Origin of the sequence: Micromonospora sp. DH13 (genome assembly GCF_020873825.1) — a bacterium.
Lineage (GTDB): Bacteria > Actinomycetota > Actinomycetes > Mycobacteriales > Micromonosporaceae > Micromonospora > Micromonospora haikouensis.
The window spans coordinates 39,675-51,785 of sequence record NZ_JAHWGR010000015.1 but is presented as its reverse complement, the minus strand read 5'-3'; the positions used below and the strand labels follow the sequence as shown (position 1 = coordinate 51,785).

15 protein-coding genes are annotated in these 12,111 nt (G+C 74.8%); 10 read left to right on the top strand and 5 right to left on the bottom strand.

What is annotated here, in order from left to right; translation table 11 throughout:
• Window positions 1-15: 15 nt before the first annotated feature.
• From LPA42_RS16675 to LPA42_RS16665, 3 genes are all read left to right on the top strand, one after another.
• Window positions 16-195: a DUF6104 family protein gene (locus LPA42_RS16675; protein WP_007072780.1), complete on the top strand. Its 180-nt coding sequence runs from the start codon at window positions 16-18 to the stop codon at window positions 193-195.
• Between the two features lie 82 nt (window positions 196-277).
• Entirely contained in the window at window positions 278-2,347 is a 2,070-nt protein-coding gene (gene pta, locus LPA42_RS16670) for a phosphate acetyltransferase (RefSeq protein WP_077938476.1), read from the top strand.
• Window positions 2,344-3,471: an acetate kinase gene (locus tag LPA42_RS16665; RefSeq protein ID WP_077938475.1), complete on the top strand. Its 1,128-nt coding sequence runs from the start codon at window positions 2,344-2,346 to the stop codon at window positions 3,469-3,471. The genes pta and LPA42_RS16665 overlap by 4 nt, the downstream gene beginning before the upstream one ends.
• Window positions 3,472-3,529: 58 nt before the next feature.
• Here the strand turns inward: LPA42_RS16665 and LPA42_RS16660 are convergent, their stop codons facing one another.
• Window positions 3,530-3,703 (bottom strand): hypothetical protein, encoded by a 174-nt coding sequence (locus LPA42_RS16660; protein ID WP_198956627.1) that lies wholly within the window; start codon window positions 3,701-3,703, stop codon window positions 3,530-3,532.
• A gap of 157 nt (window positions 3,704-3,860) precedes the next feature.
• Here LPA42_RS16660 and LPA42_RS16655 point away from each other — a divergent pair, with 157 nt between their 5' ends.
• The 3 genes from LPA42_RS16655 (at window position 3,861) to LPA42_RS16645 (ending at window position 6,415) form a co-directional block, all read left to right on the top strand.
• A complete protein-coding gene (locus tag LPA42_RS16655; RefSeq protein WP_096761675.1) occupies window positions 3,861-4,784 on the top strand; it encodes an alpha/beta hydrolase in 924 nt (307 codons plus the stop codon).
• Between the two features lie 40 nt (window positions 4,785-4,824).
• Window positions 4,825-5,379 (top strand): nucleotidyltransferase domain-containing protein, encoded by a 555-nt coding sequence (locus tag LPA42_RS16650; RefSeq protein WP_228986668.1) that lies wholly within the window; start codon window positions 4,825-4,827, stop codon window positions 5,377-5,379.
• Between the two features lie 64 nt (window positions 5,380-5,443).
• Window positions 5,444-6,415: a dienelactone hydrolase family protein gene (locus LPA42_RS16645; RefSeq protein ID WP_077938471.1), complete on the top strand. Its 972-nt coding sequence runs from the start codon at window positions 5,444-5,446 to the stop codon at window positions 6,413-6,415.
• Window positions 6,416-6,485: 70 nt separating this feature from the next.
• Here LPA42_RS16645 and LPA42_RS16640 read toward each other — a convergent pair whose 3' ends face one another.
• From LPA42_RS16640 to LPA42_RS16630, 3 genes are all read right to left on the bottom strand, one after another.
• Window positions 6,486-7,448: a zinc-binding dehydrogenase gene (locus LPA42_RS16640; protein WP_176734125.1), complete on the bottom strand. Its 963-nt coding sequence runs from the start codon at window positions 7,446-7,448 to the stop codon at window positions 6,486-6,488.
• A gap of 76 nt (window positions 7,449-7,524) precedes the next feature.
• Window positions 7,525-8,703 (bottom strand): NADP-dependent malic enzyme, encoded by a 1,179-nt coding sequence (locus LPA42_RS16635; protein ID WP_077938469.1) that lies wholly within the window; start codon window positions 8,701-8,703, stop codon window positions 7,525-7,527.
• A gap of 142 nt (window positions 8,704-8,845) precedes the next feature.
• The gene (locus tag LPA42_RS16630) at window positions 8,846-9,235 is read right to left on the bottom strand and encodes a S24/S26 family peptidase (RefSeq protein WP_091276925.1); all 390 of its coding nucleotides are present in this window, start codon (window positions 9,233-9,235) and stop codon (window positions 8,846-8,848) included.
• A 53-nt stretch (window positions 9,236-9,288) separates the two neighbouring features.
• On the opposite strand from LPA42_RS16630, the gene sodN reads away from it, so the two are divergent.
• Genes sodN through LPA42_RS16615 form a run of 3 tightly spaced genes read left to right on the top strand, consistent with a single transcriptional unit; the run spans window position 9,289 to window position 10,660 of the window.
• Complete coding sequence (gene sodN / locus LPA42_RS16625; protein WP_043965912.1) at window positions 9,289-9,693, top strand: superoxide dismutase, Ni; 405 nt, start codon at window positions 9,289-9,291, stop codon at window positions 9,691-9,693.
• Complete coding sequence (locus tag LPA42_RS16620) at window positions 9,690-10,223, top strand: GNAT family N-acetyltransferase (RefSeq protein WP_077938468.1); 534 nt, start codon at window positions 9,690-9,692, stop codon at window positions 10,221-10,223. The genes sodN and LPA42_RS16620 overlap by 4 nt, the downstream gene beginning before the upstream one ends.
• Before the next feature lie 32 nt (window positions 10,224-10,255).
• Complete coding sequence (locus LPA42_RS16615) at window positions 10,256-10,660, top strand: ATP-binding protein (RefSeq protein WP_043965908.1); 405 nt, start codon at window positions 10,256-10,258, stop codon at window positions 10,658-10,660.
• Between the two features lie 63 nt (window positions 10,661-10,723).
• On the opposite strand, the gene LPA42_RS16610 is transcribed toward LPA42_RS16615, so the two are convergent.
• The gene (locus tag LPA42_RS16610) at window positions 10,724-11,113 is read right to left on the bottom strand and encodes a hypothetical protein (protein WP_077938473.1); all 390 of its coding nucleotides are present in this window, start codon (window positions 11,111-11,113) and stop codon (window positions 10,724-10,726) included.
• A gap of 43 nt (window positions 11,114-11,156) precedes the next feature.
• Between LPA42_RS16610 and LPA42_RS16605 the strand changes: the two genes are divergently transcribed.
• On the top strand, window positions 11,157-12,107 hold the full coding sequence (locus tag LPA42_RS16605; protein WP_077938467.1) for a diacylglycerol kinase family protein: 951 nt from the start codon (window positions 11,157-11,159) through the stop codon (window positions 12,105-12,107).
• Window positions 12,108-12,111 lie beyond the last annotated feature (4 nt).

Genomic DNA, 12,111 nt, shown 5'->3' with positions numbered 1-12,111 from the left:
CGATGAGGACGCACGATGTACTTCACCGACCGTGGCATCGAGGAGCTGGTCGAGCGGCGGGGCGAGGAACAGGTGAGCGTGGAGTGGCTGGGCGAGCGCCTGCGCGACTTCGTGGACCTGAACCCCGAGTTCGAGACGCCGATCGAGCGCTTCGCCACCTGGCTGGCCCGGTTGGACGACCCCGACGACGACTGACCTCGGCGACGGGCGGCCAGCCCCCGCCGGCCCGGGTCCAAGGACCCGGGCGGCCCTGGGCGCGATCTTGTAGCGTGGGGGCGTGGCCCGGAGCGTGTATCTGACCAGCGTCGGTTCCGGCGGGGGCAAGTCGACCATCGCGCTCGGCCTCGCCGAGCTGCTCTCCCGGCAGGTCGAACGGATCGGCGCATTCCGGCCGCTGGTCCCCGGGCGGGGGCCCGACCAGATCCTCGCCCTGCTCGGCGAGCGCTACCGCATCGAGATCCCGGTCGACGAGCTGCACGGCTGCAGCTACGCCGAGGCGGGCGCGCTGGTCGCCGACGGCCGCCGGGAGGAGCTGATCTCCCGGATCGTCGAGCGGTACCGCGACGTCGAACGGCGCTGCCCCGCGGTGGTCGTGGTGGGCAGCGACTTCGCCGACGGCGGCGACGGCGCGGGCCCCCGCGAGCTGGCGTTCAACGCCCGGCTGGCCACCGAGTTCGGCAGCGTCGTGGTGCCCGTCGTCGACGGCTTCGGGCAGCAGCCGGAGGCGATCGCGGCGGCGGCGCGCGGGGCGTACCACGATCTGGTGGACCTCGGCGCGACGGTGCTGGCGGTGATCGCCAACCGGGTGCCGGGGCCGATGACGCTGCCCGAGCTGCCCGTCCCCGCGTACGCGATCCCGGAGGTGCCGGCCGTGTCGGCGCCGACGGTGGCCGAGGTGGCGGCGGCGCTCGGCGCGACCCTGCTGGCCGGCGACGACGCCGCGCTCGGCCGCGACGTGCTCGACTACGTCGTCGGCGCGGCGCACGTGCCGACGCTGCTGGACCACCTCACCGAGGGCGCGCTGGTGATCACCCCGGCCGACCGGGCGGACCTGCTGGTGGCGGCCAGCGCCGCGCACGTCGCCGGCCAGGTCTCCGTGGCCGGGCTGGTGCTCACCCTCGGCGAGCGGCCCGACCCGAGGGCGATGCGCCTGGTCGAGGGGCTCAACACCGGGCTCGCGGTGCTCTCCGTGGGCAGCGACAGCTACGACACGGTCGCCGCGTCCAGCCGGATCGAGGGCCGGCCCAGCATGGCCCACCCGCGCAAGGTCGAGGCCGCGCTCGGCGCGTTCGAGGACTGCGTCGACACCGTCGACCTCGCCCGCCGGCTGCGGGTCAGCCGCTCCGCACGGGTCACCCCGCTGATGTTCGAGTACGACCTGATCGACCGCGCCCGTTCCAACCGCCGCCGCCTCGTGCTGCCCGAGGGCGCGGAGGAGCGGATCCTGCGCGCGGCGGAGATCCTGCTGCGCCGGGGCGTGGCCGACCTGACCCTGCTCGGCCGCCCCGACGACATCGCCCGGCGCACCCGGGAGCTGGGCGTCGACATCTCCGGGGCGGCCGTCGTCGACCCGGCGACCAGCCCCTGGCGCGACGAGTTCGCCGAGGCGTACGCGAAGCTGCGCGCCCACCGGGGCATGACCGCCGAGCTGGCCCACGACATCGTGGCGCAGCCCAACTACTTCGGCACGATGATGGTGCACACCGGGCACGCCGACGGGATGGTCTCCGGGGCCACCCACACCACCGCCGCGACCATCCGCCCCGCGTTCGAGATCATCCGCACGGTGCCGGGGGTGTCGGTGGCCTCCAGCGTGTTCTTCATGCTGCTCGCCGACCGGGTGCTCGTCTACGGCGACTGCGCCGTCAACCCCGACCCGGACGCCGCCCAGCTCGCCGACATCGCCATCTCCTCGGCCGACACCGCCGCCCGATTCGGCATTGAACCCCGGGTGGCGATGCTGTCCTACTCCACCGGGGACTCCGGGGCCGGGGCCGACGTGGAGAAGGTCGCCGCCGCCACCCGGCTCGTGCGCGAGCGGCGGCCGGAGCTGCTGGTCGAGGGCCCCATCCAGTACGACGCCGCGATCGACCCGCACGTCGCGGCCACCAAGCTGCCCGACAGCGCCGTCGCCGGGCGGGCCACCGTGTTCATCTTCCCCGACCTCAACACGGGCAACAACACGTACAAGGCGGTGCAGCGCTCCGCCGGTGCGGTGGCCGTCGGCCCGGTCATGCAGGGCCTGCGCCGCCCCGTCAACGACCTGTCCCGGGGCGCGACCGTCCCCGACATCGTCAACACCGTCGCCATCACCGCCATCCAGGCCGCCGCCGGGGAGTCGTCATGAGTCGGGTGCTCGTCCTCAACTGCGGCTCGTCGTCGGTGAAATACCGGCTCTACGACGGCGACGAGGTCCTGGCGAAGGGCACTGTCGAGCGGGTCGGCGAGCCCGGCGGCGGGCCGGCCGACCACGAGACGGCCGTCCGGGAGATCCTCGACCGCCTCGGCCCGGACGGGCTCGCCGGGCTGACCGCCGTGGGGCACCGGGTGGTGCACGGCGGGCGGCGCTTCACCGAGCCGGTGCTCATCGACGACGCCGTGTTCGCGGCGATCGAGGAACTCGTGCCGCTCGCCCCGCTGCACAACCCCGCCAACCTGGCCGGCATCCGGGTCGCCCGCGAGGCGCTGCCCGGGGTGCCGCAGGTCGCCGTCTTCGACACCGCGTTCCACCACACCCTGCCCGAGGCCGCCGCCACCTACGCGATCGACCGGGACACCGCCCGGCGGCACGACATCCGCCGGTACGGCTTCCACGGCACCTCCCACGCGTACGTCTCCCGGCGCACCGCCGAGCTGCTGGGCCGGCCGTACGACGAGCTGAACACGATCACCCTGCACCTGGGCAACGGGGCGAGCGCCTGCGCGGTGCAGGGCGGGCGCAGCGTGGCCACCTCGATGGGGATGTCCCCGCTGGAGGGCCTCGTGATGGGCACCCGCAGCGGCGACCTCGACCCGACGATCGTCTTCCACCTGCGCCGCGAGGCCGGGATGGGCGTCGACGAGATCGACGACCTGCTCAACCACCGCAGCGGCCTGCTCGGCCTCGCCGGGGTCAACGACATGCGCGAGGTGCTGGCCCGCCGCGCCGCCGGTGACCCGGCCGCCGCGCTCGCGTTCGACGTCTACACCCGCCGGATCACCGGCTATGTCGGGGCGTACTACGCGCTGCTCGGCCGGGTGGACGCGGTCACCTTCACGGCCGGGGTGGGCGAGCACGCGGCGCCGGTGCGGGCCGCCGCGCTGGCCGGCCTGGAGCGGCTCGGCATCGCCGTCGACCCGGCGCACAACGACGGCACCGGCGACCGGGTGATCTCCCCGGCGGGCGCGGAGGTCGCCGTCTGCGTCGTCGGCACCGACGAGGAACGCGAGATCGCCCGCGAGGCCCGCGCGGTGGCCGAGGCCACGGGCTGAGGCGGTCAGCACGGCCCAGCCTCCGCCAGGCTGCAGCCCAGCCCGTCTCTGCCGGGCTTCAGCCCAGCGCGAGCCAGGCGACGACGGCGACCAGCAGCACCACGGCCACCGCGATTCCGGCGACCAGCGGAACCCGGGACGCCGGGGCGGCCGGGGCGGCGCCCTCCGGCGCGTGGGCGAACGCCCGGAACTGCTCTGTGTTGCCGCTCGGGTCCATGTGCTTGTCAGACATGGCCAGACCCTAGCCAAGACGGTCCACCCCGCGCCCGCCCTACCCGGCGGCACGCCGCAGGACCGCCGGATCGGCGGAGCCACCCCGACCGGGTGGCGTCGCCCACCGGTCCGGACGGCGGGGCCGCCGGGCGCCGCCGGCCGCCTACCGTGAGGGCGTGTGGGTACGCCGGCTGGTCGCCGCGACGATGACGGCGCTGCTGGCCGGCTGCGGCACGGCAACCGCCGCCCCGGGGTCCCGCGGCGCCCCGTCGGCCGGCCCCGCCCCGGCGACGACGTACCCGGTCGGGGTGCACACCTTCACCCTCGACCCGGGCGGCGCGCGCCCGCTGCCGGTGACCGTCTGGTATCCGGCTGCCCGGGGCGGGGTGGCCCCCGGCCGGTTCCCCGTCGTCGTGTTCAGCCACGGGCTCGACAGCCTGCCCGCCCTGCACGCCCCGCTGACCAGCCGGTGGGCCGCCGCCGGCTTCGTGGTCGCCGCGCCCGCGTATCCGCACACCCGGCGCGGGGCGGCCCGGTTCACCCGCGCCGACGTACGCCACCAGCCGGCCGACGGGTGGCGGCTGATCCGGCACCTGGTGCGCCTCGACACCCGCCGGGGCGACCCGCTCGCCGGCCACCTGGACGTCGCGCGGTTCGCCGCCGCCGGCCACTCGGCGGGCGGCTTCACCACCGCCGGGATGCTCACCTCCGGGCACCCGCCCCGGCTGCGGGCGGGCATCGTGCTCGCCGGGGGCGGCCTGGCCGGGGCGTTCGCCGGGCCGACCGCGCCGGTGCTGTTCGTGCACGGCGACGCCGACCCGGTCGTCGGGGTTACCGTCGGCCGGGCCGCGTACGCCCGCACGCCCGGCCCGGCCGGGTTCCTCACCGTCACCGGGGGCGACCACGGCAGCTACCTGACCCCGGGCCGCCCCGGCTTCGCCCAGGTCCTCGCCACCACCACGGACTTCCTGCGCTGGGCGTTGTACGGCGACCGGGCCGCCCTGCGCCGCCTCCCCACGGACGCCACCCTCCCCACCCACTGGAGTTGCAAGGAAGGGCCCCCTGTTAACGCTTTCTGTATAGGAAGGGCCCCTTCCTAACCCTCTCGCGGGGGCACCCATCGGGCGCTACCGTCGCGGCGTGGGCGGGGACGGCGAGCGGGGTGGGCGGGACGGGCTGGCAGCGCGGCAGCTCGCGGCGATCGCGGAGACGGTCACCGTGGCCCGGGCGGTCGGGGTCGCGCTGTGGCTACGGGGCGGGTGGGCGATGGACTTCGCCCTCGGCGAGGTGACCCGGCCGCACGTCGACGTCGACTGGTACTGCTGGCGCGACGACGCCGACCGGCTCGCCGAGGCGCTGGGCGCACGGGGCTGGCGGGTCGCCCCCCGGCTGCCGGTCGACGTGCAGCTCGAACTCGTCCGGGACGACGTGGAGCTGAGCGTCGCCTACCTGAGCCGGGACGCGGCGGGGCAGGTGGTGGTGGGCGCCGGGCCGTGGGCCGGCACACCGCTGCCGGCGGGGATGCTCGACGCGCCGCCCGGCCGCATCGGCGACCTGGCCGCGCCGGTCGTCGCCGTCGCCGCGCAGATCGAGTTCAAGGAGATGTTCCCCGTCTGGATGCCGGACCGGCCACGCCGCCCGAAGGACGCCGCCGACCTCGCCCGGCTCCGGGCCCGCCACCGTCGCCCGGGGTGAGCGCGCCCTGACCTGCGGTGCGATGCGGGTCGGCGCCCCAGTCCGGCGAGGCACAATCGGTTTCATGTGCCGCCGCCGTCGTACCGCCGCCCTGCTGGCCACCGCCCTGCTCGCCGCCGGCCTGGCGGGCTGCTCGGGTGACGCGGAGCCCGCCTGGCGCGAGGCCGCCCCGACGCAGGCACCGAAGGCGACCACCCCGGCCCCGCGCGTGCCCGCCGGCAGCGCGCCGAGCGAGAGCTTCGCCGTCGGCGTACGTCAGCTCAAGCTCAACCGCGACGGCGACCGCCCGCTGCCGGTGACGATCTGGTATCCGGCCCGGGGCGCGGCGGGCGGGACGCCGCAGCAGTCCGCGACGGCCGCGACGGGGCGCTTCCCGGTGGTGATGTTCAGCCACGGCCTCAACGGGCGGCCCGAGGACTACGAGCTGCTGCTCACCCGCTGGGCGGCGGCCGGGTTCGTGGTGGCCGCGCCGGCCTTCCCGCACACCGCCCGGGGCACCGACACCAACGTGCTGGACGTGCTGAACCAGCCGGCCGACGTGTCGTACGCGCTGACCCGGGTGCTCGCCCTGGACGCGAAGGCGGGCGACCCGCTGCGCGGCCGGCTCGCCACCGACCGGGTGGCGGCGGCGGGGCACTCGGCCGGTGGGGTGACCACGATCGGCCTGTTCACCGCCGGCCGGGACGACCGACTGGACGCCGGGGTGGTCTTCGCCGGCACCGGCCTCGGCGTGGGCACCGCGTTCGCGGGGGCCGCCGCCCCGCAGTTGTTCGTGCACGGCGAGGCCGACGAGGTGGTCGACTACGCCTCGGGCAAGGCCGCGTACGACAGGGTGCCCTGGCCCAAGGCGATGCTCAGCCTGCCGAAGGGCGACCACGGGCGGGCCCTGCTCACCGACGGCGCGGCCCTGCGGGTGGTCTCGGACACCTGCGTCGAGTTCCTGCGCTGGACCCTGTACGGGGACGCGGCGGCGAAGCGCCGGCTGCCGGACGAGGCCACCCGGGGCGGCGTGGCCACCCTCGACGACCGCCTGTAAGGAAGGGCCCCCTGTTAACGCATTCGGTATAGGAAGGGCCCCTCCTAACAAGCTCCCGGCAGGCGCCCGCTCACGCCGTGTGATCGATGACGATCTTGCCGAACGCCGCGCCCGAGTGCAGCCGGGCGAACGCCTCCTCGATCCGGCTGAACGGCACCACGCTGTCCACCACCGGGCGCACCTCGTGCTCGGCGCAGAACGTCAGCAGCTCGGTCAGCTCCCCCGGCGTGCCCATGGAGGTGCCGAGGATCTCCAGCTGCATGGCGAAGACCCGCCGCAGGTTGACCTTCGGCTCGTGCCCGGCCGTCGCACCGGAGACCACGATCCGGGCCATCGGCGCGGCCGACTTCAGGGAGTGGTCGAACGTCGCCTCGCCGACCGTTTCGATCACCACGTCGACCCGCTCGGGCAGCCGGGCGCCGGGCTCCAGCGCGGTCGCCCCCAGCTGCGCGATCCGTTCCCGCTTGCCGGCGTCGCGGCTGGTCGCGTACACCCGCTTGCCGAGCGCGACGGCGAGCGCGACGGCGGCCGTCGCGACGCCGCCGCCCGCGCCCTGGACCAGCACGGCGTCGGCCTCGTCGACCCGGCCCTTGGTGGTCAGCATCCGCCACGCGGTGAGCCAGGCCGTCGGCAGGCAGGCGGCGTCCGTCGCCGACAGGCCCGCCGGCAGGGGCAGCAGGTTCATCCGGGGTACGGCCACCCGCTCGGCGAAGGTGCCGGGGAAGTGCTCGGAGAGGATGGACATGCCGCGCGGGTCACCCGGGTCGACGACCAGCGGGAAGACCACCACCTCGGTGCCGTCCGGGGCCGTGCCGACGGCGTCGCAGCCGAGGATCATCGGCAGCCGGTCGGCACCGAGCCCGACGCCGCGCAGCGACCACAGGTCGTGGTGGTTGATCGAGCTGGCCCGCACCTGCACGGTCACCCAGTCGTCCTCGGGGTGGGTCGGCTCGGGCTGCTCGCCGACGGTCAGCGCGGCGAGCGGGTTGTCGGCGTCGAAGCTCGAGGCGAAGGCGGCACGCATGATCCGCACCGTAACAAGGAGTGGGGGTGTTAAGAAGGGGCCCCCGCTATACCGAAAGCGTTAACAGGGTGCCCCTCCTTGCACGTCAGGCGCGGGCGACGCCGTCGCGGCGGGCGGCCTCGGCGACGGCCTCGGCCACCGCGGGGGCGACGCGCGGGTCCAGCGGGGACGGCACGATCGCGTCGGCGGTGAGCGTGTCGGCCACCACCCCGGCGATCGCGTCGGCGGCGGCCACCTTCATCCCGTCGGTGATCCGGGTCGCCCGGGCGTCCAGCGCGCCCCGGAACACCCCGGGGAAGGCCAGCACGTTGTTGATCTGGTTGGGGTAGTCGCTGCGGCCGGTGGCCACGACGGCGACGTGCCGGGCGGCCACCTCGGGGTGCACCTCGGGCGTCGGGTTGGCCAGGGCGAAGACGATCCCGCCGGGGGCCATCCCGGCCACCGCCGCCTCGCAGATCTCGCCGCCGGAGACGCCGACCAGCACGTCGGCGCCGCGCAGCGCCTCCGCGATGTCGCCCGACCGCCCCTCGGCGTTGGTGTCGGCCGCGAGGTCCGCCTTGGTGCCGGTGAGGTCGGTGCGGTGCCGGCCGATGATGCCCTTCGAGTCGCAGACGACGACCCGGGCCGGGTCGACGCCGCCGGCGATGAGCATCCGGGTGACCGCCACCCCGGCCGCGCCCGCGCCGCTGACCGCCACCCGCAGGTCGCCGAGCTTGCGGTTGAGCAGCGTGGCCGCGTTGCGCAGCGCGGCGAGCACGACAATGGCGGTGCCGTGCTGGTCGTCGTGGAAGACGGGGATGTCCAGCGCCTCGTCGAGCCGGCGCTCCACCTCGAAGCAGCGCGGGGCGCTGATGTCCTCCAGGTTGATCCCGCCGAACGAGGGGGCGAGGGCCTTCACCACGGCGACGATCTCGTCCACGTCCTGGGTGTCGAGGCAGACCGGCACCGCGTCGACGTCGGCGAACTGCTTGAACAGCACCGCCTTGCCCTCCATCACCGGCAGCGCCGCGCGCGGGCCGATGTTGCCCAGCCCGAGCACGGCCGAGCCGTCGGTGACGACGGCGACGGTGTGCCCCGCCCAGGTGTAGTCGTCGGCCAGCGCCGGGTCGGCGGCGATCGCCTCGCACACCCGGGCCACCCCTGGTGTGTACGCGAGGGAGAGGTCCTCGCGGCTGCTCAGCGGGACGGTGGAGGCGACGGCCAGCTTGCCGCCGACGTGCAGTTGGAAGACGGGATCAGCGGGGTCCACGGTGGACGAAGACATGGTGACTCCAGGAATCTGTCGGGTAGACGAGGCGACCGGCGCCAGCGCGAGGTGAGGCGGCCAGCGGCGGTGGCACGGTGCGGGGGTCACCCGGATACCTGCCGAGCATAGTGTCGGGAGCACAAGTCGGATGTGAGTAGGGTCATACTCGCCGGTAGCCGGCGGGGCGGGGCAGCCGGCCCGGCCGGGGCCAGTAGCGGGCCACGACGCGGCCGTGCACGTCGGCCACGCCGTACGCCCGGGAGTCGTCGGTGACGAGGTCGTTGTCGCCGCGTACCCACCAGCCGCCGTCGGCGGGACGGACCGCGCGCTTGACCACGAGCAGCTCCGGGCGGCTGCGGAAGACCGCGACCACGACGTCGCCCGGGCGGATCGGGCGGCCCCCGCGCCGCACCAGCACGGCGTCGCCGTGGCGCAGGGTGGGTGCCATCGACGGGCCGGTCACCAGTACGGCCGTGAGCGGCCCCCGCAGCCGGTCGGCGGCGGGAGTGTCGGCGGGCACCTGTTTCACCTCCGCACCGCTGGGCAGCATCTCCAGGAGTAATGTCGTCCTGGATCATCGCAAACTTCCCATGGAGGATCCCGATGCGACTTCCGCGCATCCTCATGCCGAGCGTCACCGTCAGCGCCCACTGCGACCTGCCGTGCGGCGTCTACGACCCGGCCCAGGCCCGGATCGAGGCCGAGTCGATCAAGGCGATCGCCGAGAAGTACCAGGCGAACACCGACCCCGAGTTCCGCACCCGGGCGCTGATCATCAAGGAGCAGCGCGCCGAGCTGGTCAAGCACCACCTGTGGGTGCTGTGGACGGACTACTTCAAGCCGGCGCACTTCGAGAAGTACCCCAACCTGCACACCCTGTTCAACGAGGCCACCAAGCTCGCGGGCGCCAGCGGCGCCAAGGGCAGCGCCGACCCGGCCAAGGCCGAGGAGCTGCTGGCGAAGATCGAGGAGATCTCGAAGATCTTCTGGGAGACCAAGCAGGCGTGACCCCCGGGTCCACACCGACGGTACGGCCGGCGCGTCCCGAGGACGTGCCGGCCGTCGTCGCCATGGTGCACGAGCTGGCCGCGTACGAGCGGGCCGCCGACGAGTGTCACCTGACCGCCGGGCAGCTCACCGAGGCCCTGTTCGGCCCGGCGCCCGCGCTCTTCGGGCACGTGGCCGTCGACGGGGCCGACCGGCCGCTCGGCTTCGCGTTGTGGTTCCTCAACTTCTCCACCTGGGCCGGCGTGCACGGCATCTACCTGGAGGACCTCTACGTCCGCCCCGAGGCGCGGGGCACCGGTGCGGGCCGGCGGCTGCTGGCCACCCTGGCCGCGATCTGCGTCGAGCGGGGCTACCGACGGCTCGACTGGTCGATGATCGACTGGAACCCGGCGGCCCGGTTCTACGCCTCGATCGGCGCGTCCCCCATGGCGGAGTGGGTGCCGTACCGGCTGACGGGGGCGGCCCTGACCGCGCTCGCGGCCGGCGCGACGCCACCGGCGAGCGCCGCGCCCACGCGTCCGTCCGCCTGACGGGGTAGAGTCCCCCACCGGGGGGATGAGGCGTGACTCAACTGACCGGCCAGCCAGCCACCGACGACGACATCGTGCACCTCACGGTGCCCGCCGACGGCGGTTACCTCGGCGTGCTCCGCACCGCCACGGCCGGCCTCGCCGCCCGTCTCCAGTTCGCCCTCGACGAGATCGAGGACCTGCGGATCGCCGTGGACGAGGCGTGCGCCATGCTCCTCGCGATCGCCACCCGCGACGCCGAGCTGGAGTGCCGGTTCCAGGTGACCGAGGACGCCCTGACCGTCGAGGTGACCGTGCCGACCGTGCGCGGGGCGACGCTGCCCTCCGAGTCGTCGTTCGCCTGGAAGGTGCTGACGGCCCTCACCACGGCCGCCTCGGCGAGCGCGGCCAACGGCCGGGCCACCATCTCCCTGCTGACCCGCCGCGCCGGCTACTGACCCCCGCCGCGCCGGCTCTTCTCGCCCGCCACGGGCCGCCCGGCGGGCCCGCGCCCGCCCGGCTCAGGCGAGGCCGAGGGCCCGGGTGGTCGGCGGGCTGACGAGCAGCGCGCTGACGCCGAGGCCGAGCGCCATCAGCGGCACGCCGAGCCAGCCGAGCCCGCCCTGGATCATGTACCAGCCGATCGGCAGCAGCATCAGTTGCAGGACGATCGCCGGGGCGCGGGCCCCGGCGCGGCGGCGGCCGAGCGCCCCGCCGAGCGCCCAGAGGGCGGCCGCGCCGCCGAGGGCGAACGCGGTCACCAGCAGCGCCGACGGCAGGTCGGTGGTGGTGGCGGTGAGGTCGGCCCAGACGAGCCAGGCGGCGACCAGGCCGAGGGCGACCGCCTCCGCCCGAAGCAGCCGGACCGCCCAGCGCAGCGTGGTCGGGTCCTGGTCCGAGTCGATGGTCACGCGCGCCACGATACCGGTGGTGGGGCGCGGTACAGTGCCGCCCATGCGGGCCGTCCTGGTGGTCAATCCGAAGGCCACCACCACCAGCGAACGCAGCCGGGACGTCCTGGTCCGGGCGCTGCGCAGCGAAGTCGACCTGTCGGTGCGGTACACCCGCCGGCGGGGTCACGCCATGGACCTCGCCCGGGAGGCGGCCGAGGAGGGCGTCGACCTGGTGGTGACGCTCGGGGGCGACGGCACGGTCAACGAGGTGGTCAACGGCCTGATGGCGGCCGAGCCGCCGACGATCCGCACCGGGGGCAGCCCCGCCGAGCGGCTGCCGGCGCTGGCCACCGTCCCCGGGGGCTCCACGAACGTGTTCGCCCGCGCGCTCGGCCTGCCCCGGGAGTGGCCGGAGGGCACCAGCATGATCCTGGAGGGGCTGCGGCTCGGGCGGTCCCGCACGATCGGGCTGGGCCGGGCCGACGACCGCTACTTCACCTTCTGCGCGGGCTTCGGCCTCGACGCGGCGGTGATCCACCGGGTGGAGCGGGCCCGCCGGCGCGGCCGGGTCTCCACGCCGGCGCTCTATCTGCGCTCGACGGTCAACCAGTACTTCCTCGGCTCGGACCGCCGCCATCCGACGATCTCACTGGAGCGACCCGGCGAGGTTACCGAGGGTGATCTGGCCACGGTCATCATCCAGAACACCGCGCCCTGGACGTACCTGGGCGAGCGGGAGATCAACCCGAATCCGGCGGCGTCCTTCGACCTCGGGCTCGACGTGCTGGCCATGCGGCAGCTCCGCGTGGCGAGCACGGCACGCACAGTGACCCAGTTCTTCTCCCACACGCCCAATCCGCGAGGGCGTCAGGTGCTGCAGCTGCACGACCTGGCCGAGTTCACCCTGGTCGCGAGCCGTCCTCAGGCTTTCCAGCTCGACGGGGACTATCTCGGCGAGCGGAAAAAAGTCAGATTCGCATCCGTTCCGGCCGCACTGAGAGTAATCTGCTAGGTCT